Raw genomic sequence first — 21318 nt, forward strand, 5'->3', positions numbered from 1 at the left:
ATTACGGATGGTGACAATGAGTAAAGAAAAATTTTCGAGCGTAGGTGGACAAGCAGTTATTGAAGGAGTTATGATGAGAAATGCAGACCTTCTTGCTACAGCTGTTAGAAAACCCAATGGTGAAATCGTTTACAAAAAAACAAAAATATCAAAAAGTAGAAACAAACTTTCTACAATTCCTTTTCTTAGAGGTGCAATAACCCTATTTGATTCTCTAGTTTTAGGAGTTAAAGAGCTTACTTTCTCAGCTAATCAAGCTGAGGTTGAAGAAGAGCAACTGTCTCAAAAAGAGGCTGTAATGACTACCATTGTTTCTTTAGCTTTGGGAATTGGTCTTTTTATTGTTCTTCCCTCTATTATAAGTAGTTTTTTATTTAAAGATAATAAAATTTATAGTAACCTTCTAGAGGCTGGATTAAGGCTTGCATTCTTTGTTCTTTATATATTCTTGATTTCATTCTCAAAGGATATTCAAAGAGTCTTTCAGTATCATGGTGCAGAACATAAATCAATCTATGCTTATGAACAACATTTAGAACTAACAGCTGAAAATGCTAAAAAGTTTACAACTTTGCATCCTAGATGTGGAACTAGTTTCCTTTTAATAGTTATGTTTATAGCTATTATAGTTTTTACTGGTTTAGATTTTATTCTACCTCCACCTAGTAGTTTTACAACAAAATTACTTACAAAAGTGGTTTTAAGAGTCTTATTTATGCCTTTGATAGCAGGAATATCTTATGAACTTCAAAGATATACTAGTAATCATCTTGATAATCCCTTTGTCAGAATGATTGCAGCTCCTGGAATGGCTCTTCAAAAGATTACAACTAAAGAACCTGATCTTGAACAGCTTGAAGTTGCTATTGTAGCAATAAAAGTAGTTTTAAACGAACCTGTTGAAAATGCTACTGAAGTTTATTAATAAAATATATGTTTTGATTTTTAATGGTCTAAATTTTGAATTTAGACCATTTTTTTATTTTATTGACTTGATTTAATCCTCCTACAGTAGTATATTTAAATTATAGATTTAAAATTTTCTGGGAGGTACTTATGAACTACAAATTTAATCAAAATAAAAACTGCGAATTTTTTCCATGTCACAAAATGGAGAATACCGAGAATTTTAACTGTTTATTTTGTTATTGCCCACTTTATATGCTAGGAAATGAGTGTGGAGGTAAGTATAAACATACTGCAGGAGGAGTTAAAGATTGCTCTGACTGTATCCTTCCCCATATAAAAGATGTAGGGTATGACCATATTCAAAAAAAAATGATGGAAGTTATTGAAATAGTTAGAAATAACCATCTTAAAGATATTGGTGAAGAGGATAAAATAATCAGCTTAAAGTAAGCAAAATTTATAATTATGAGGTGATTTTATGAATCCAAACAATTTTACAGAAAACTCTATGTTAGCATTAACTGATGCTCAAACTCTTGCTCAAACTTATATGCAGCAAAGTATAAAGCCCGAACTCTTGGCTTTAGCACTTGTTGCTCATAAAGAGGGACTTATTGTTAGAGTTCTAACTAAAATGGGTCTTGATACTAACTCTTTACAAAACTCCTTAGAAGCACTTTGTAACAAATTACCTAAAGTTTCAGGAACTCCATCTTCAATTGGAGTGGATACAAAAACTAATGAGATTCTTATTGAAGCACAAAAATTGATGCAATCTATGGGCGATTCTTACATAAGTGTTGAACATATCTTTTTATCTCTTTTAGATAAAACTTCTTTTCTGAATAACTTAGGAATTAATGCTTCATTATTCAAAAGCACTATTTTAGAAATAAGAGGAAATAAAAAGGTCGATTCTCCTAATCCTGAAGTTAAATATGAAGTTTTAGAAAAGTATGGTAGAGATCTTGTTGAACTCGCTAGAAAAGGAAAGATAGATCCTATTATTGGAAGAGATGGTGAAATTAGGAGAACTATACAAATTATTTCTAGAAGAACTAAAAATAATCCAGTTCTTATAGGTGAACCTGGTGTTGGGAAAACAGCTATTGCAGAAGGATTTGCTCAAAGAATTTTAAATGGAGATGTTCCTGATTCTTTAAAAAATAAAAAAGTTTTCTCATTAGATATGGGATCTCTAATTGCTGGAGCTAAATTTAGAGGAGAATTCGAAGAACGTTTAAAAGCTGTCTTAAAAGAAGTTGAGGATTCGAATGGAGAAATTATTCTATTTATTGATGAGATTCACACTATTGTTGGAGCTGGTAAGACTGATGGAGCAATGGATGCAGGAAATCTATTAAAACCTATGCTTGCTAGAGGAGAGATTCGAGTAATTGGAGCTACAACTTTAGATGAGTACAGAAAGTACATTGAAAAAGATCCTGCTCTTGAGAGACGTTTCCAAATCGTTATGGTTAATGAACCGAGTGTTGAAGATACTATCTCTATCTTAAGGGGAATTAAAGAAAAATTTGAAGTTTATCACGGAATAAGAATTGCTGACGGAGCCATTGTAGAAGCTGCTGTACTTAGCAATAGATATATTCCAGATAGACAACTTCCTGATAAGGCAATTGACTTAATTGATGAGGCTGCTGCAATGATTAGAACTGAAATGGATTCTATGCCTGAAGAGTTAGATCAACTAACTCGTAAAGTTATGCAATTAGAAATTGAAAAAGAAGCTTTGAAAAAAGAAACAGATCCTTACTCTAAAGAAAGACTTGAAATTTTAGAGAAAGAACTTTCAAATTTAATTCAAAATAAATCAATTTTAAAAACTCAGTGGGAAAATGAAAAACAAGATTTAAATAAAGTTAAAGATATCAAATCTGAAATTGAAAAAGTAAAACTTGAAATTCTTGAAGCTGAAAGAAAATACGATTTAAATAAATTAGCAGAACTTAAATATGGAAAATTAGCAACACTTGAAAAAGAATTAATTGAAGAACAAAAGCGTCTTGAAGAAGCTCCTGTGAATAGATTAGTTAAACAAGAGGTTGGTGTTGAGGAGATATCTGAAATTATTTCAAAATGGACTGGAATTCCTCTTTCTAAACTTATGGAAAGTGAAAAAGAAAAACTTCTTAGCTTAGAAGATAATTTAAATGCTAAAGTTATTGGACAATCTGAAGCTGTAAAAGCCGTTTCTGAGACAATTCTAAGAGCACGTGCAGGATTGAAAGACCCTAATAGGCCTATCGGTTCATTTGTGTTTTTAGGGCCTACTGGTGTTGGAAAAACATATCTAGCTAAATCTCTTGCATACTTCTTGTTTGATGATGAGGAGAATGTACTTCGAATTGATATGAGTGAATATATGGACAAATTCTCTGTAACTAGATTGATTGGTGCTCCTCCAGGGTATGTTGGATATGAAGAAGGTGGACAATTAACTGAAGCTGTTAGAAGAAAGCCTTACTCTGTAATATTGTTTGATGAAATCGAGAAAGCTCATCCAGATACATTCAATATTCTACTTCAAGTATTAGATGATGGTAGATTAACTGATGGACAAGGTCGAGTTGTTGATTTTAAAAATACTTTAATCATTATGACATCTAATATCGGTAGCCATTTAATTTTAGAAGATCCAACTCTTACTAATCATACTAGAGAAAAAATAAATCAAATGATGCTCGCTAACTTTAGACCTGAGTTCCTAAATAGAATTGATGAAACGATTCTATTTAAAGGCCTTGGTATCGATGAAATTAAAAATATAGTTCGACAACTTTTAAAAACTCTTGAAAATAAATTAAAAGAACGAAAAATAAACTTTAGTATAACTGATTCAGCAGCTGAATTTTTAGCTAAAACAGCTTATGATCCTCAATTTGGTGCAAGACCTCTTAGAAGATATATTCAAAAATATATCGAAACTGAAATCGCAAAAATAATTTTAAAAGGTGAAATTAAAGAAAGAGAAACTATTGAAGTTGGTTATGATAACGATGAAGTTACATTCAAAGTTGTATAAATAATTCTATCGAAAAAATGGGTTTATAACCCATTTTTTTTGTTGACTTTTTATAAAAAAAATGTTATTATTATATAGCTTGGTAACGATAGCTACGGAGGTACACCCAGTTACATTTCGAACCTGGAAGTTAAGCCCGTAAACGCCGAAAGTACTTGGGGGGCAGCCCCCTGGAAGGATAGGTAGTTGCCAAGCTTTTTTATTGGCTGATTTAATAAAAAAAACTAAAAATATCTAAAATGAGAAAAGGGACCTTTTGGTCCCTTTTTTACCTTCTATTATATCTTGGAATTATCTCTTCCTCTTCATCGAATCTCGGATTTGTTATATTATTAGATAACTCTTTATACTCTATTTGATAACTTTTATTTTTAGGAATTGAGCAGTATATTTTATCTCCCGGATTTATAATTTGCCCCTCTTGAATATGTACAGCCCCACTAATGAAATCTAAAACTCTTTGTGATTTTTCTGAATCTAAATCACATAAATTTATATGAACTATTTTCTCTGCCTTTATATGCTCTACACACTTTAAACAATCTTCGAATCTAGTTGGTTTTAAAAAAATTATATCAAAATCTGCCATTATTATTCCCCTCCTTTTTTTATAAAATTATACACTATTTATAAATTTTCTACTACTTTTTTTATAATTTCCTCTGATGAAAGTTCTGATGTAAATCCAGCAGCTTTTATATGTCCGCCTCCACCAAAAATTCCAGCGATTTTATTCACATCTATATCGTGCTTACTTCTCATACTTCCCTTTATTTTTCCAGTTTCATCCTCTCTTAAAAATAGAGAAACTTCACTGTCACCATAGTTAAGAAGCTCTTCTACAACTCCTTCAGTATCATCTTTAATTGCACCTAAACTTTTTAATCCTTCATATGATAAGTTAAAATACATAAGTTTTTTATCTTGAATAAATTTCATTTCGCTTAAAGCTTTTCCTAAAACTTTCATTCTTTGGAAAGATTTTGTTTTAAAGAAATCATTTACTATTTTATTATTATTTACACCTAATCTCATTAGCTCTGATGCAACTAAAAATGTTTTATCAGTAACATTACTATGTGCAAAATTTCCTGTATCATTTACTAAACCTAAATATATCGCCTCTCCCATTTCTAAAGTTACTACCAAATCTAACTCTTTTAGCAATGAAAACATAATTTCAGATGTTGAAGATATATCCTTCACTAAATTTATATCTCCATATTTAGGATTACTTATGTGATGATCAATATTTATTTTAAATGTATCTCCTATCAAGCTCTCAACTTTTCCAACTCTTTCTATCGTTGCAGAATCCACAAAAATAGCCAAATCATAATTCGGATTGTTTATATCTTCTATTTTTTTTATTTTTTCAGTTCCTTTTAAAAAAGAGATATTTTTAGGTACTGGGTCTTGAAGTACAAAATCAATTCTTTTATTTGGATATTTATTTTCTAATCCTAATAAAAGAGATAATCCTGCTCCAATTGTATCTCCATCAGGGTTTACATGTCCTGCTATTATTATACTATTACTTTGTTCTATTTTTTCTTTTATCTCTATCATTATTTTTCCTTTCTCTTAGTTGTATTTTCTGTATCAAAAGTATAACCTCTTCCTAAAACTTCATGAACATCTGATACAACTACAAATGCTTCTTTATCGACTTCTGTAATCAACTCTTTTAATAAGAAAATCTCTCTATTTCTCAAAACAGTTGTTACTACATCTCTTTTACTTTTTGAATATAACGCTTCCGCTTGGTAATAATTTCCTGTTTTACCTAAATCTTCAACTATTATTTTTCTAACTTTCTCAACTTCAGAGGTTACAATATATGCCATTTTAGCATCACCTAAACCATTTATCATTTTATTTATTACAACTCCAGTCATATAAAGGTTTATAAGAGCATATAGGGCCTTTTCAGCACCAAAGATATACGCAGCTACCAAAACTACTGTTGAATCAATCATTATTAATGCTTGCCCAATTGGGATTCTAAAAAACTTATTTAAAATTCCTGATACTATATCACTTCCACCAGTCGTTCCACCATTTTTTATAACTGTTCCAAGTCCTATACCCATAAGTAGCCCTCCATAAAGAGTCCCTAAAAAAATATTACTCGGATTAGTAAAATCTATTATTTTATCTATCTCAGGCACAACTTTTTTTACCAATTCAACATTTAAAGATATAAAAGAGATTCCCGCCAATGTTTTTGCTCCATATGATTTTCCGAATATTTTTACTCCTATTAAAAAAAGAGGTATATTTATTGCGAATATTAAAGTCCCAACGGGAATTCCTGTAACATAATTTATTAAAATTGAAAGTCCTGTTGCTCCTCCAGGCGCTAAATTTGATGGAACTAAAAATCCATTTATTCCTATCGAAGCTATCAGAGTTCCAATATAAATGTAAATATATTCTATTAAAACTTTAATTTTTTTTCTTTTCAATTTAAATCCCCCGATTATTAATTATTTTCTCTATAGTTTTTGTTTTTTAACTCTTTTAGATAAACTTCTTCAGAATTATATCCCATTCTTTTTGCCATTAAATTCATAACGGCTATTTCAACCATAGCTGCAGCGTTTCTTCCTGAAGATATATATAACTTTATTTTAGGAATCTCATTTCCTAAAAGTATCTCTGTCGATTCTTGATAATCCATAGCTGTTAAATAATCTTCACTTTTTAGCTCTTGCAGTTCAATAATTATATCTAATCTTTTACTTATTCTTACTGCTCCAACGCCATATAAAGCTTTGACATCTATTATACCTAAGCCACGAATCTCCATAAAATAAGGTAACTTTGAAGCTCTTCCTGTTATATCTCCAATAACTCCCTTTTCGAATCTAACAGAATCATCAGCTATTAATCTATGACCTCTATGAATCAATTCTAATGCTGTTTCACTTTTTCCTATTCCACTTTTACCCGTCAATAAAACACCAAAACCATAAAGTTCAACAAACACCCCGTGAACCGAAGCCGAAGGTGCAAAGTAGTTCTCTAAATATGCACTAAAGGTTGCTACTACATGGCTTGGTCTGTCTAATTTTGTTTCTAATAAAATTATATTTTTTTCAATAATTTTATCCAAGAAATAACTTGGTATATTTTTAACTCCAGAGATTATTATTGCTGGAAAATCCTCTTCTAAATACCTTTCTAAATTCTTTTCTTTCTCTTCTACAGAGATACTTTCTAAATATTTAAATTCGGTATCCGTAAATAGTTGTAATCCTTTATAACCCTCTTCTCCATACATATCAAAATAACCTGTCAAAGCTAATGAAGGTCTGTAAACTCCTGTTGTTGTTATATATTTTGTATCTAAATATTCCTCTCCATTTAAAACATTTAAACTAAATCTTGATTTTATATATCTTACTGGCATACTTGTTTTATCATTCACAACTAAACCTCTCTTTTTATTTTCTCTATTTTCCTCTATCAGCTTTTTAGATTCTTTCCAAAAATATTCAGCTGAATTTACCCCTGTTTTTTTCAATCTATAGTTTATTGCTGCGGTTTCAATTATTATCGCTAAATTTCTTCCTTTTCTTACCGGAAGTGTAACTTTAGGAATTTTAAAACCTAAGAACTCTTCATGTAATTCATCTAGTCCTAATCTATCATAGAATTTTTTTTCATCCCACTTCTCTAATTCTATCAAAAGATTTATTTTCTTCTCTTTCCTTGTGCTTTTTATACCAAAGTGTGTTGTGACATCTATATCATTTCCATCTTTTCCAAAAAGATAAAAGTGACTATCACCATTTTCTTTATCTGCTGTATTTGAGCCTAGTATAAACCGATTTGCTATATTTCTAATTTTCAATCTTGTGTCTGTTATAAATTTATGACCTCTCTCAAGTAACTCAACTGTAGCCCCAAGTCTTGCATCTTCATATCCTGTCAATAAAAGTCCAACACCATAAACATCTAAAAGAATATACTCATCTATTAAAATCTCTTCTGCTAAAACTTTTTGTAAATAAAATTTTGCATTTCTTATAAACTCGATAGTTTTATTATTTGACTTTAATACTGGTTTTTTATATTTTTTAGCTATTTCTACAATTTCATTCACTATATGATTTTCTAAAGTCACAATCAATGCTGGAAATGGGTAGCTCATATAGCGATTTAAAATTTCCCTTCTTTTCTCAAAATTCATTCTTTCTAAATAGCTAATCTCTTTTCTTCCTAAAACATTTACATTTGTTAAAAGTTCTTCTCCTTCTGAAAAAAAACCATTCAATTCATATCCAACTCTATATACACTTTGAGTTTTTATTTCTGATTCCATTTCAACATCTAAAAGAGGAACTAATCCTAAAACATCTGCTAATTCTTTAACTTTTGGAAACTTTCTTTGTTTAATTCTATCCATTTTAAACTCCCCTAGTTAACTTTGTAAAACTCACTCTCTCTTTCTTTATAAGTTTTATCTATTTCTTCTAAAAAAATCTCTTTTTTTTGCTCTCTTTTTATATATTCAGATTTCAAAATAATAATTTGCTTATATAGATAATAACTAATAAGTAAAGTTGCTACTAATACTAAAATTTTAAAAAACCCTTTATTCTTCATTCATCAATACTTCCTCTTTGAATTTACTTAAAAGATAGAATGATCCGCAAAATAAGATTCCTTTTACTTTCTCTTTTTTTGCTAACTTATAGGCTTCTACTATACTCTCTTCATATTTTTTATCCACTTTATTTGACGATTCATAAAGCTCTAAAGCAGTTTGTCCTCTTTTATTCTCAGCTAAAGACGTAAAAATTATATTTTTAACACATGGTTCTAGTATCTCTAATATTTTCTTATAATCTTTATCTTTTAAAATTGAAACTACAGCTACAAGTTCATCTTTTTTATATCCTAATTTTAAAGTATCACAAAGAGTTTTCATTCCATCCTCATTGTGAGCCCCATCTAAGATTAAAACCTTATCATCTAAAGGAATTATTTCAAATCTACACTGCCACTTTACTTTCTGAACCCCTTTTTTTATGATCTCGATAGGTATCTCTAATATTTTCAATACTTCATATGCACATAAAAAGTTTTTATATTGATAATCTCCAAATAACGAAAACTCATATTTTTCATTATCTAAGTTTATGATAGTTTTAAAATTATCAAAATCTAAAATATACTCTGCCTTTTCATATTTTTTTAAAACATTTGTATAATCTTTTGTTTTTTCCTCTATCCCTTTTAAAAACTCTAAATCAGAACATCCTACAACTACTTTTGATTTTGGCTTTATTATTCCAGCTTTTTCTCCTGCTATTTCATATATTGTTTTTCCTAAAAAATCTGTATGATCTAAGCTAACATTTGTCACAACACAAATATCACTCTTTATAATATTTGTTGCATCAAATCTTCCACCCATACCAACTTCAATCACTGCAAAATCCACCTTCTTATCAGAGAAATATTTAAACATCATCGCTGTTGTTACTTCAAAGAAAGTAGGAGTTATTTCTAACTCCCTTACAATATTTTTTATATATGAGTAATAATAAGCTATCTCTTCATCGGTTATCTCTAATCCGTCAACAGATATTCTTTCATTAAATTTAAGTATATGGGGTGATGTATATTTTCCAACTTTATTTCCCGCTTCTATTAAAACAGTTTCTATCGTTGTCGATGTAGATCCCTTACCATTAGTTCCAGCTACATGTATTGTTTTATAGTCAAATTGTGGATTATTCATAGCTTTGCAAATATCCTCAATATTTTTTAATCCTAATTTTATTCCATGAAGTGAATATGAATATAGCTCCTCTAATAATTTCTCAATATTCATAAAGCAATCCCCCTTATTTTAATTTAAAAAACTATAACGCTTGTAACATTCCTTCTATTATTATTTTAGAGTTTTGTGCTGCTAATTTTACAAACTCATCAAAGTTCATATTTGCATCATGGTTTGCTTTATCTGATATTGATCTGATAATTACAAATGGTTTATTTAAAACTTGGCAAACATGTGCTACTGAAGCTCCTTCCATCTCTGTACATTCTCCAGTAAATGTTTCTCTTAACCAGTTTATTTTTTCATTAGAAGCAACAAATGTATCTCCACTTACTATAGTTCCCACAAATACTCTCTCTTTTCCAAAGTTTTCTTCTGCAACTTTTTTAGCTAAAGCTGTTAACTCTTCATCTGATTTAAATTTAGAGTTTTCCATTCTTGGAATTACCCCATGCTCATATCCAAAAGCTGTACAATCAAAATCATGCTCTATTAAATCAGTAGATACAACAATATCCCCTATATTTATTTCTGGATTCAATCCACCTGCTACTCCCGTGAATAAAATCTTATCTACATTAAACTCTTGAATTAATAGTGTTGAACAGATCGCAGCATTTACTTTTCCTATTCCACACTCAACTAAAACAATCTCTTTATTTAAAAGTGTTCCTTTGAAAAATTGATATCCACCAATCTCTCTAGTTTCTTCAAGATTCATAACCTCTTTTAATTGTATTACCTCTTCATGCATCGCTCCAATTATTCCTAATAACATTTTTCCTCCTAATTAACTATTTATATCTTCTTTTTTTATTTTTTTTGATAATTTCCATCTGTCATGGAACCACATCCATTGATTTGGATGATTTTTTATTATACTCTCTATTGTATCCATCACTATTTGAGTATTTATTTTTACATCATCTTTAAACGAGCTAGATCTTACAAGTTCTATCTCTTTTGTGAAATATGTTGTACATGTATTATCTCCATGCATAACATTATACCCTATAACCAAAGGCAAGTTATGTTTTAATGCTATATTTATAATTCCCGTTGGCGAAACTGTTTCCTCTCCAAAAAACTTCACTGATGACCCTTTATCTCTATGATCAGTAAATAAAGCAACCATATTTTGTTTTTCTATCTCTTCTAACAACTCTCTTGAAGTTTGTTTCGATTTTTTTAACAGTGTCACGTTTAATTTTTGTCTAGCATCCGTTATAAACTTATCGATGTATGGATTTCTTTGAGCTTTAGCCACAGTCACTGTCTTATATTTCTCCCCAGCCTTTAAATTGGCCTCCATATTTCCCATATGAATCAATGCTACAGCTAAGCCACCCTTTTTCTCTTTTAAATCCATAACTCTTTGAAAATCCTCTAGAGAAACATTTGTTTTTAAATAATCCTCAAACCATAATGTTGAGATAAATGCTTTTGCCATTATTTTATATGATTCAATCGCAATTTTTTTTCTCTCTTCAAAAGTTTTATCTGGAAAAGCCAATTTCAAATTTGCTAGTGCTATCAATCTTCTTTTTTTTATCAGATAATAACCTAAAACTCCTAATTTTTCTGCAAACTTAAATCTTGTTTTCTCAGGACATAACAACAAAAGATGTCGAACAACTTTAAATATTAAATACTGAAGTTTGTACATTTTTTTTATCACCTATCCAATTAGTTTTGCAGATTTATTATATCATAGAATAAGCAGTTATGCTATTCTTATAAAAAAGGGTGAGCTAAGCTCACCCTTGATTTAAAATACTATTACCATTACATTTTCATCTGGTCTTTGTTCATTTGATTTTCTATTAACTTTACCATTAGTTACCCAATCAAACAGGAATTTTATATGTGATTCCATATTTCTAATACACTTTCTTGTTCCCTCAACTGTTCCTAATGTTCCATCTTTCTCTCTTAAGAAGAAGTCTCTATTGATATTTTCTTCAAAATTGATTGGTGTTCCATGAATATATCCACCACCAGAGAAACGAATAGCATATTTTGCCATTCCAGCTGCGTTATTATACTCATCTCTATATCCCATTTCATATTTTAAAACTGGAACTATGAAATAACCTCTAGGAGTTTCAAATCCAAGAGTACTTTCCATTCCTGTTTTATTTAATGTATAAGATATTAACTCCCATCTACCATCGGGATTCTTTTGGAAAATACCTTGATTCTCATTTTCTAAATCTATCACGATAGCTTTTCTAAAGTTTGCATTTACAGCTGGATATCTAGTTATAACATTTTTACTTACTTTCAATGGTTTCTCTTTTATCGAAAGAGCATTTACAAATACATCATTTCCACTAACAGATTCAACTGACATAAGTGATCTGTCAGGAATATGAATTACTTCTCCATTATAAGTTGCTCTAGCATTTTGATCTGCCGAAACTCCATATTTATCTTTTGCTCTATTCATATTCTGATTACTTGGATTAGGAACGTAAGTATTTATTGATACTAATTCTCTTCCTTTTCCAGATTCTGTTTGTAAGAATTCAGATAATTTGTGCACTCTACTATTCATCTCTTCAAATCTAAATTGTCTTAATGTTACTAGCATAGCTGAAATATATCCAATTACTTTATTTCCATTTCTATCTTTCAACTCTACTTTATACCATTCATTTCCATTTGATTCAACCTTCTCTAATACTTTCAATTTAGTATTAAATGGAAATCTCACAATCTCTTTAGAATAAATTGACGAATCCTGTCTTATCGGAGCATCAACGCTCTTTATAAAAACATAGTTTAAATATTCTGGCTCAGCTTCGTTGTTCATTATATTTACGTGAACACTCATTGGTATTATGTTTTCATATTTTTGCTTTACTGTTTTAGCAACCGCATGCGCTGGTTGTGTTAAAAAAGTAAGCCCGAATACCATAATCCCTAAAGAGATCAATTTGCTTTTTTTCATTTATAACCCACCTATTTTAATTTCGATTCCATTAGGTCTGTTACTATCTTTGGATTTGCTTTTCCTTTTGATAGCTTCATTACCTGTCCTATTAATCCCTTTAAAACTCTTGGTCTTCTTCCTTCATCAGAGTTTTTAAAGTCCTCAACCATCTTAGGATTTTCAGCTAGTACTTGATCTACTATTCCTTCAATCTCTCCTAAGTCAACAACTTGTATCATTCCTTCTTCTTTTACTATAACTTCAGGATCTCTACTATCATTTAATTTAATAGTAAATAACTCTTTAGCTATTTTTGAAGATATTACATCTTTTTGAATTAGGTTTATTATTTTCCCTAAATCTTCAGATGAAATTTTTGATTCCTCAATTGTTTTACCACTTTCTTTTAAATCTCTTAAAACTTCTGTCATTATCCAGTTTGAAGATAATTTTGGATTATTCGTTACTGAAACTACTCTCTCAAAATAATCCGCTAATTCAATCTCATCAGTTAGAATATTTGCATCATATTCTGGTAATCCATATGCTTCTTCAAATCTTTTTAATTTAGCTGTTTTTGATTCAGGCATTAACTCTTTAACTCTTTCAATCTCTGAATCTTTAATTACAAGTCTTGGTAAATCTGGTTCTGCAAAGTATCTATAATCCATTGCATCCTCTTTACTTCTCATAATTCTTGTTACTTGAGCTTCATCATCCCATAATCTAGTTTCTTGATCTATTGTTTCTCCGTTTTCAATCGCTTCAATCTGTCTTCCAATTTCATAGTCTATTGCTCTTGCTACAGCTTTGAATGAGTTTAAGTTTTTAACTTCTACTCTTGTTCCATAAACTTTACTTCCTTTTTCCATAACAGAAATATTAGCATCACATCTTAAAGATCCTAATTCCATTGAAACATCACTTATTCCAGTATACTTTATTGTACTTTTTAAAAGGTTTAAGTATTCGTAAGCTTCTTCAGAAGTTCTTAAATCTGGCTCAGATATTATTTCTAAAAGAGGCATTGAAGCTCTATTAAAGTTTATTAATGATTCAGAACCAGCATGTATTGATTTTCCTGCATCTTCCTCAATTTGAATTCTTGTAATCCCAACTCTTAATTCTCTTCCTGAGTTTAATTTAACATCTAAATGCCCTTTTTCACAGTAAGGTTTTTCAAATTGAGTTATTTGATAATTCTTAGGTGTATCTGGATAGAAATAATTTTTTCTATCGAATCCACTTATATTGTTAATATTACAATTTAAAGCTAAAGCTGCCTTTATTGCATATTCAACTACAGTTTTATTTAATTTTGGTAACGCTCCTGGATGCCCTAAACATATTGGACATGTATGTGTATTTGTTGGAGAATTATCATAGTCTGCACTACATCCACACCATACTTTTGTTCCTGTTTTTAATTGAAGGTGTACTTCAAGTCCTATTACCGATTCCCATTGTCTCGCCATTACACTCTCTCCTTTATCGCTTTTTCAAAAGCATCTCCTGCTTTTAAGATATCTTTTTCTCCAAATGCTTTTCCTAATAGTTGAATTCCAACTGGCAACCCTTCAGTCATTCCCGCTGGAATTGAAATTCCTGGAATTCCTGCTAAGTTTGCCGGTATTGTAAAGATATCCTCTAAGTATAGTTCCACTGGTGACTTTTTAGCATCTAATCTAAAAGCAGGTCCTGGTGTTACTGGAGTAAATATAATATCTACTTGTTCAAAAGCCTTATCAAAATCATTTTTTATCAATCTTCTAATTTTTTGAGCTTTCTTAAAGTACGCATCGAAGAATCCAGCACTTAAAACATAAGTTCCTATCATTATTCTTCTCTTAACTTCGTCTCCAAATCCTTCGCTTCTTGATTTTATGTATAGCTCATCTATATTAGCTGCATCAGTTGTTCTATGTCCATATCTTATTCCATCGAATCTAGCTAAGTTAGAACTCGCTTCTGCTGGAGCTAGCACATAGTATGTTGGTGCTGCATATTTTGTATGCGGTAATGAAATCTCTACAATCTCTGCACCAAGTGATTTGAATGTTTCTAAAGCTTCGTCTACAACTTTTTTAACTCCTGGATTTAGTCCCTCTATAAAGTATTCTTTCGGAACTCCTATCTTCATTCCTTTAATATCTCCAGTTAAATAATCTAAATAATTTGGAACCTCAACATCTTCAACCGTTGAGTCATAATCATCTGCTCCAGAAAGAACATTTAAGCTTAATGCTACATCTTTAACTGTTTTTGCAAATGGTCCAATTTGATCTAGTGATGATGCAAACGCCATAAGCCCGTATCTTGATACTCTTCCGTAAGTTGGTTTTAGTCCAACTACACCACAAAATGCTGCTGGTTGTCTAATACTTCCTCCTGTATCAGAACCTAAAGAGATAAAACATTGATTTGCAGCAACCGATGTTGCTCCTCCTCCACTACTTCCTCCTGGAACTCTATCTAAATCCCATGGATTTTTTGTAGTTCTTTCATATGCTGATGTTGTTGTTGTTGATCCCATTGCAAATTCATCCATATTTGTTTTTCCAATTATTATAGCATCTGCATCTTTTAATTTTTTTACAACTGTAGCATCATAGATACCTTCATATCCTTCTAATATTTTTGATGCTGATTGAGATGGTTCTCCGATAGAAACCATATTATCTTTTATAGCCACTGGAACTCCAGCTAAAGCTCCTACTGCTTCACCATTTTGTATCTTTCTATCAACTTCTTTAGCTTCAGCTAAAGCTTTTTCTTTTCTTAAAGATACAAAACTTCCAATCTCTTTATCAGTTTCTTCTATTCTATCAAAAATAGCTGTAACAACCTCTTCAGATGTTAGCTCTCTATTTAATATTTTCTCTTTTATTTCAAAAGCTGTTAACTCATATATTTTTTTCACAGAAAAATCCTCCTTTTAATTATTCTCCAATTACCTTCGGTACTATTAATGCTCCATCTTCTGAAGCAGGGGCATTTTTCATAGCCTCTTGAGGTGTTAAAGATTCTTTTATAATATCCTCTCTTAATTTTACTCCAGTTTCATGAACTTGTACTAACGGTTGTACATCATCAGTATTTATTTCTCCTAGAACATCTATGTAATCTAAAATGTTATTTAGATCTGCCTGGAATCTTACAATTTCCTCTTCATTAAATTCTAATCTTGCTAATTTAGCTACATTAAGAACCTCTTCTCTTGTTAAAGACATCTATCTTCCTCCTGTATTTCTATAATGATTTTAAATATTTTATCTCTTGCGATGTTAGCTTTCTATATTTTCCTGATTCTAAATCTCCTAGATTTATCTTTCCAATAGCATCTCTTCTTAAGTACATTACAGCATGCTTAACAGCATCAAACATTCTTCTAACTTGACGATTTTTACCCTCTCTTATTGCTATTATAACCTCACTTTTTCCTGCAGCTCTTTTTAATATCTTTGTCTTAGCTGGTAAAGTAGGACCATCGTCTAAAATTATTCCTTTTGCTAATCTTGAAAGATCCTTATCTCTAATCTCTCCTTTTACGATAGCAAAATACTCTTTATAAACCTCTCCTTTTGGATGGATAACTTTATTAAAAATATCACCATCATTAGTCAAAATTATTGCACCCTCTGTATCTGCATCTAATCTTCCTATAGGATATAGTCTCTCTTTTGTATCTATTAAATCTGTTACTGTTTTTCTTCCTCTATCATCTTTCGAAGCACTTAAAACACCTTTTGGTTTATTAAGTAGGAAGTAAACTTTCCCTTCCGATTTAGGTTTTTCAAATAACTTTCCTTTTATATAGATCTTGTCCGCATCCGTAACTTTTTGGCCAGGCGCTGTATCCTTTCCATTAACTTTTATATCTCCATTTTCTATAAGTTTATCTATCTCTCTTCTTGATGCATATCCATTTTGAGCTAGATACTTATTTATTCTCATCGGTTCCATTTAATCTCTCCTTCATTATTTCATATTGTGGTAGTTCTTCCACTGTTGAGATTCCTAAGTACCCTAAAAATTTATCAGTTACTTCATATAAGTTTGGTTTCCCTATTGCCTCTTTTTTCCCACATACTCTTACAAATTTTCTTTCTTCTAATGTTAATATAACTCTATCAGTTGATACTCCTCTTACCGCTTCAATCTCACTTTTTGTTACTGGTTGACGGTAAGCTATTATAGATAACGTTTCTAGTGCTGCATTAGATAATTTCTTAGGTTTTACATCCTGTTTAAAATATAAATTTACTATCTCGCCACATCTAGGATTTGTTATTAAATAAACAACTTCTTGATCTATCTCTAAGTTTATTCCTGTATTAAAACGTTCTATTTTTAAAGTTTCCAATATATTTAAAACCTTTTCTATTGATATAGAAAAAAACTTACTTAAATCTCTTATTTTTATCTCTTCTCCACCTAATAAAAGTATTGATTCGATCTGTTCTTTTATTCCAATGGTATTATTTTCTATCATATCAATCCCCTATAATGAATATTTTCTAAATATAAAAATATCTCATCTAGATCAAGTTGACTATAATTCTCCTCAAAATTAATAAAATAATCTATGCTATAAAATATTTTATCACTTTCAATCAAAAAATTATTTTTATAAAGTAAAAGTGCTAATTCTAAATTAATTTTTCTATTAATATTCTCATTATCTTTTAAAACTCCTAAAGAGTTATCAACTTTTTTTAGTAAATATTTAATATTCCTTTCTCTATCAACCACTTCTAAAATATTTAAATATTTTATATATTCATATTTTTTTATATTTCCACTACTATTTAAAATTTCGTCTCTTACCTTTTCAACAATTTCATTTTTTATAAAAACTGAATCTTTATAAATTAAATCTGCTAAATCTAATCTTTCTAATTCTGATAAAAACTCATAAAATAAAATACTGTTATCTAACCATTCACCTTCTCTATTTAATATGCTTCTATAGGCTTCCGATACATCTTTTCGTATTTTTTCTATATTATTATCTATCATTTTTTTTTCAATAGTTTTTCCTTCTAAATTTAATAGCTTTAAATTATAATAATACGAATAGACATTTTGAATATAATCATACTTATTATAATTAAACTTCGGAATCTCTTCGTATCTATTTAATATAACATTTAAATATAGGACTTTCAATTGCCTTATATACTCAACTCTGCTAATGTTCATAATCAAGCTATTTTGAGCATAATTACTAGATGAAATAAGATAAAATTTTTTTATTTGATTAATTACATTACTTCTTAAATATTTATATTTATTTTCAAATTCTTTCCAAAATCGTATTTCTCCATTTAAAAGTTCTTTAAAAGTTTGTTTTGGAAAAGTTGGATTTTCTTTAACTAAACTTAATTTTAAAAAATCATCTTGTTCTTCACTTTTTATATCTTTAACTAAATATATTCTCTCATCTAACTCTTTTAATAAATTTGATTGAAGTACTTTAACCTTAAAATTTTCAAAATCTCTTTCTGTTGCAACTAATAGTTCAGAGTTACTATCTTTAAATATATTTAAACTTCCATATTTATAGTAGTTCTCTTTATTTTCAACAACTACACTTTTTATCAATGGAGAAAACTTGTAAACTAATTTATATGATCCCTTCCAATCTAGCTTATCTAAATTTGTATAAATATACAGATTATTTTTATTTTCGGTGGATGCTATGACATAACTTTCTATAATTTGGTTATTAAAAAAATATTTCATGTAAAAAATATTTTTGCCATTTATAAATTTTGTTTCTGTATAATAGTTTCTAGCTTTATAGACTTTATAATCTTTAATTAATAATATCTGTAAATTTGATAAAAAATCTTGTATATTTTCATCTTTGTTTCCAATATTTTTTAAAATATTATTTTGTCCATCATAAAAAAGAGCTATCTCACCATTGGTGATGAGATAGTCTGCTCTCAATATTGAAGTTATAAAGAAAAGTAATAATATGACTTTTTTCATAAGTTCCTCTTTTTAATAATCACTTTCTGGTGAAATTAAAACTCTTTTATACTTATCAAACTCTTTTAAAAGTTGCTGAATTCCATTTACAACTGCATTTAAAGGATCTTCCGCTACTGTTACCTCTAAGCTTAAACTTTCTGCAATTCTTTTATCTATTCCTCTTAAAAGTGCTCCTCCTCCTGCTAAGTAGATTCCTTTTCTTTTTATATCTGAAGATAATTCAGGTGGTGTTTTTTCTAATATTCCTTTGATTTCTTCAATTACTAAAACTATAGCTTCTTCTAACGCTTCCGCTATTTCCGATGAATAAACTTTTACATTTTTTGGTAATCCACTCAATGCATTTCTTCCACTTATTTCGATGAAAATATCCTCTTCTAAATCTGTTACTGCTCCGACAGCTATTTTTATCTCTTCAGCTGTTTTCTCTCCTATAAATAAGTTATGTTTTTGTCTTATATAATCAATTATTAAAGAATCAAACTTATCACCAGCTATTTTCAGTGAAGATGTTTTTACAATTCCTCCAAGAGATATAACTCCTATCTCTGTTGTTCCTCCACCAATATCTACTACCATATTTCCTTCAGGTTCAAATATATTTAACCCGATTCCAATTGCTGCTGCCATAGGTTCTTCTATTAAGTAAGCTTCTCTAGCTCCCGCTTCTCTTGTAACATCCATTACTGCTCTTTTCTCAACTTGAGTTACACCTGCAGGAACACAAATTATAACTCTTGGACTTGATAAACTTTTTCCTCTATTTACAACTTTATAAAACTCTCTCAGCATTTTTTCTGTTATTTCATAGTCTGCAATTACACCATTTTTTAATGGTCTTATCGCTTCAACTGTATGTGGAGTTCTTCCTATCATCTGTTTAGCTTTATCACCAACTTCAAAAATCTCTTTTGTCTTTGTGTTTATAGCTACAACTGATGGTGCATTCATTATTATACCTTTATTTTTTACACATATTAAAGTATTTGAAGTTCCCAAATCTATTCCTAAATCATCTGAAAATATTCCTAAAACTTTTCCAAATATTTTTTTCATTATAACTCTCCTTAAATTAATTTATATTTTATTTAAACTTTCTATTGTTATTCCTAAATTGTTTAAAGTTTTTATAAAATGATTTATTGGAAACCCCATAATCGCAAAGAAATCTCCATCTATCTTATCCACAAAAATAGATCCCAATCCTTGAATACCATAAGCACCAGCTTTATCCATCGGTTCTCTACTTTCTACATACCATTTTATCTCTTCTTCACTTATACTCTTAAAATAGACTCTACTTTCCACAGCATTAGTTATATCTATATTTTTAGCTAAATTTACAATCGAATAAGCTGTAATTACTCTATGATCTCTTCCTGAAAGAGATCTCAACATATTTTTAGCTTCCTCTTCAGTTCTAGGTTTTCCCAAAATAATTCCATCTATTTCTACAACCGTATCTGCACCTACAACATACTCATCTCTGTTCTCTTCTGCTACTGCTATAACTTTTTTCCAAGAAATATCTTTTATCTGATCTACAACATTTTCCTTTTCACTAACTTCTTCAATGTCTTTAGTCTTTATTTCCAATTGAAATCCCAGCTGGTTTAATATCTCTTTCCGTCTCGGAGATTTTGATGCTAATATCATGCTCTTCTTCCCTCTCTATCTCTTCTATATCAACGATTTTTTTAATTTCATCTTCCTCTAATCCATCAAAACTCTCTGAATCAATACTCATCAACTCATCCTCATTATTCCCTAACTCTTCTAAACTATCTTTCTCTTGGTATATCTTTTGAATATTACATATCTCATCATATATATCCTTCTCTAATTTAGCTTGTTTTTCAAGTCTAATTCTCTCTTCTTTTAATCTTTTCTCTTCTCTTTTACGAGCTATGTGTCTTTTGAAAAGATTAATTATAGATAAAATTGATTTTCTTATCATTTTTCCACAAATTATAATTACTGATATAAAGATTAAAAAAATTAAGCAACCTATAAAAATATCCTCTCTAACATGTGGAAATATTTTTAAAAACGTATATAACTCTATATATCCAAGATTTATATTTAAAAGTCCAATTTGAATAATATGTTCTTGAACTCCGTCGATTGCTATTTCACCTAATTTTCTTAAACTATCTACTAAATAAAGATACCCAGTTGCTATTCCAAGAATTATCATAAAAACTAACCTTACTTTTAAAACTACCCTTTTATTTGGATTCTTCATAAACAAAGAAAATCCATAAGTTATTAAAAATACCCATAGCATTTTTTCATATATTCCTAAGTATTCATGTAGGTATAAATATACATTATTTATTTGTAAAAAATTTGGATAAAAATAACCTAAAAAAAAGTAAATCAATGAAACAATGTATATAACTTTAAAACTAAATAACATCTTTATATTTTTCATTCATGCACCTTTTTATTAAACTTTTTTCATAATATTGTACCATACAGATATAGAGTTTTCAAGCAATTAAGATTTGGGTAATAAAAAAGTAGACTTCTTTGAAGTCTACTGTATAATGTCTATAAAGTGGTGCGAGAGGAGGGACTTGAACCCTCACGTCGAAACGCCAGATCCTAAGTCTGGTGCGTCTGCCAATTCCG

General features: G+C 29.6%; 21 protein-coding genes and 1 rRNA gene. 4 read left to right on the forward strand and 18 right to left on the reverse strand.

What is annotated here, in order from left to right:
• Positions 1-16: 16 nt before the first annotated feature.
• The 4 genes from L992_RS06265 (at position 17) to rrf (ending at position 4147) form a co-directional block, all read left to right on the forward strand.
• A complete protein-coding gene (locus tag L992_RS06265; protein WP_047383053.1) occupies positions 17-925 on the forward strand; it encodes a DUF1385 domain-containing protein in 909 nt (302 codons plus the stop codon).
• Positions 926-1056: 131 nt separating this feature from the next.
• Positions 1057-1359 carry a cysteine-rich small domain-containing protein gene (locus L992_RS06270; RefSeq protein ID WP_047383051.1) on the forward strand — a complete coding sequence of 101 codons (303 nt, stop codon included), beginning with the start codon at positions 1057-1059 and terminating at the stop codon, positions 1357-1359.
• Positions 1360-1387: 28 nt separating this feature from the next.
• Complete coding sequence (gene clpB / locus L992_RS06275) at positions 1388-3952, forward strand: ATP-dependent chaperone ClpB (RefSeq protein ID WP_047383049.1); 2565 nt, start codon at positions 1388-1390, stop codon at positions 3950-3952.
• Between the two features lie 78 nt (positions 3953-4030).
• Positions 4031-4147, forward strand: a 5S ribosomal RNA gene (gene rrf, locus L992_RS06280).
• Positions 4148-4220: 73 nt separating this feature from the next.
• On the opposite strand, the gene L992_RS06285 is transcribed toward rrf, so the two are convergent.
• From L992_RS06285 to L992_RS06370, 18 genes are all read right to left on the reverse strand, one after another.
• Positions 4221-4541: a cell division protein SepF gene (locus tag L992_RS06285; RefSeq protein ID WP_047383047.1), complete on the reverse strand. Its 321-nt coding sequence runs from the start codon at positions 4539-4541 to the stop codon at positions 4221-4223.
• 38 nt (positions 4542-4579) lie between these two features.
• Positions 4580-5521, reverse strand: a complete 942-nt coding sequence (locus tag L992_RS06290) for a bifunctional oligoribonuclease/PAP phosphatase NrnA (protein WP_047395081.1) — start codon at positions 5519-5521, stop codon at positions 4580-4582.
• Positions 5521-6420, reverse strand: a complete 900-nt coding sequence (locus L992_RS06295) for a YitT family protein (RefSeq protein ID WP_047383043.1) — start codon at positions 6418-6420, stop codon at positions 5521-5523. The genes L992_RS06290 and L992_RS06295 overlap by 1 nt, the downstream gene beginning before the upstream one ends.
• A 17-nt stretch (positions 6421-6437) precedes the next feature.
• A complete protein-coding gene (gene hprK / locus L992_RS06300; RefSeq protein WP_047395084.1) occupies positions 6438-8366 on the reverse strand; it encodes an HPr(Ser) kinase/phosphatase in 1929 nt (642 codons plus the stop codon).
• 11 nt (positions 8367-8377) lie between these two features.
• Positions 8378-8566 (reverse strand): hypothetical protein, encoded by a 189-nt coding sequence (locus L992_RS06305; protein WP_047383039.1) that lies wholly within the window; start codon positions 8564-8566, stop codon positions 8378-8380.
• Positions 8556-9800 (reverse strand): folylpolyglutamate synthase/dihydrofolate synthase family protein, encoded by a 1245-nt coding sequence (locus L992_RS06310; RefSeq protein ID WP_047383038.1) that lies wholly within the window; start codon positions 9798-9800, stop codon positions 8556-8558. The genes L992_RS06305 and L992_RS06310 overlap by 11 nt, the downstream gene beginning before the upstream one ends.
• Before the next feature lie 31 nt (positions 9801-9831).
• Complete coding sequence (locus tag L992_RS06315; RefSeq protein WP_047383036.1) at positions 9832-10527, reverse strand: 5'-methylthioadenosine/adenosylhomocysteine nucleosidase; 696 nt, start codon at positions 10525-10527, stop codon at positions 9832-9834.
• Between the two features lie 12 nt (positions 10528-10539).
• A complete protein-coding gene (locus tag L992_RS06320) occupies positions 10540-11427 on the reverse strand; it encodes a lysophospholipid acyltransferase family protein (protein WP_231549763.1) in 888 nt (295 codons plus the stop codon).
• 90 nt (positions 11428-11517) lie between these two features.
• Positions 11518-12702 carry a L,D-transpeptidase family protein gene (locus L992_RS13475; protein WP_047383032.1) on the reverse strand — a complete coding sequence of 395 codons (1185 nt, stop codon included), beginning with the start codon at positions 12700-12702 and terminating at the stop codon, positions 11518-11520.
• An 11-nt stretch (positions 12703-12713) separates the two neighbouring features.
• Entirely contained in the window at positions 12714-14159 is a 1446-nt protein-coding gene (gatB, locus tag L992_RS06330) for an Asp-tRNA(Asn)/Glu-tRNA(Gln) amidotransferase subunit GatB (RefSeq protein WP_047395087.1), read from the reverse strand.
• Positions 14159-15604 carry an Asp-tRNA(Asn)/Glu-tRNA(Gln) amidotransferase subunit GatA gene (gene gatA / locus L992_RS06335; protein WP_047383029.1) on the reverse strand — a complete coding sequence of 482 codons (1446 nt, stop codon included), beginning with the start codon at positions 15602-15604 and terminating at the stop codon, positions 14159-14161. The genes gatB and gatA overlap by 1 nt, the downstream gene beginning before the upstream one ends.
• Before the next feature lie 19 nt (positions 15605-15623).
• Positions 15624-15914, reverse strand: coding sequence for an Asp-tRNA(Asn)/Glu-tRNA(Gln) amidotransferase subunit GatC (gene gatC, locus L992_RS06340; protein ID WP_047383027.1), 291 nt, complete (start codon positions 15912-15914; stop codon positions 15624-15626).
• 19 nt (positions 15915-15933) lie between these two features.
• Entirely contained in the window at positions 15934-16638 is a 705-nt protein-coding gene (locus L992_RS06345; RefSeq protein WP_052193928.1) for a pseudouridine synthase, read from the reverse strand.
• On the reverse strand, positions 16625-17158 hold the full coding sequence (scpB, locus tag L992_RS06350) for an SMC-Scp complex subunit ScpB (protein ID WP_047383073.1): 534 nt from the start codon (positions 17156-17158) through the stop codon (positions 16625-16627). The genes L992_RS06345 and scpB overlap by 14 nt, the downstream gene beginning before the upstream one ends.
• A gap of 14 nt (positions 17159-17172) precedes the next feature.
• Entirely contained in the window at positions 17173-18681 is a 1509-nt protein-coding gene (locus L992_RS06355; protein WP_047395092.1) for a hypothetical protein, read from the reverse strand.
• A gap of 12 nt (positions 18682-18693) precedes the next feature.
• Positions 18694-19740: a rod shape-determining protein gene (locus L992_RS06360; protein ID WP_047383022.1), complete on the reverse strand. Its 1047-nt coding sequence runs from the start codon at positions 19738-19740 to the stop codon at positions 18694-18696.
• Positions 19741-19761: 21 nt separating this feature from the next.
• Complete coding sequence (locus tag L992_RS06365; RefSeq protein WP_047395095.1) at positions 19762-20340, reverse strand: nucleoside triphosphate pyrophosphatase; 579 nt, start codon at positions 20338-20340, stop codon at positions 19762-19764.
• On the reverse strand, positions 20264-21118 hold the full coding sequence (locus tag L992_RS06370; RefSeq protein WP_047383018.1) for a hypothetical protein: 855 nt from the start codon (positions 21116-21118) through the stop codon (positions 20264-20266). The genes L992_RS06365 and L992_RS06370 overlap by 77 nt, the downstream gene beginning before the upstream one ends.
• Between the last annotated feature and the right edge of the window lie 200 nt (positions 21119-21318).

It is taken from the genome of Cetobacterium sp. ZOR0034, from assembly GCF_000799075.1.
Classification (GTDB): Bacteria; Fusobacteriota; Fusobacteriia; order Fusobacteriales; family Fusobacteriaceae; genus Cetobacterium_A.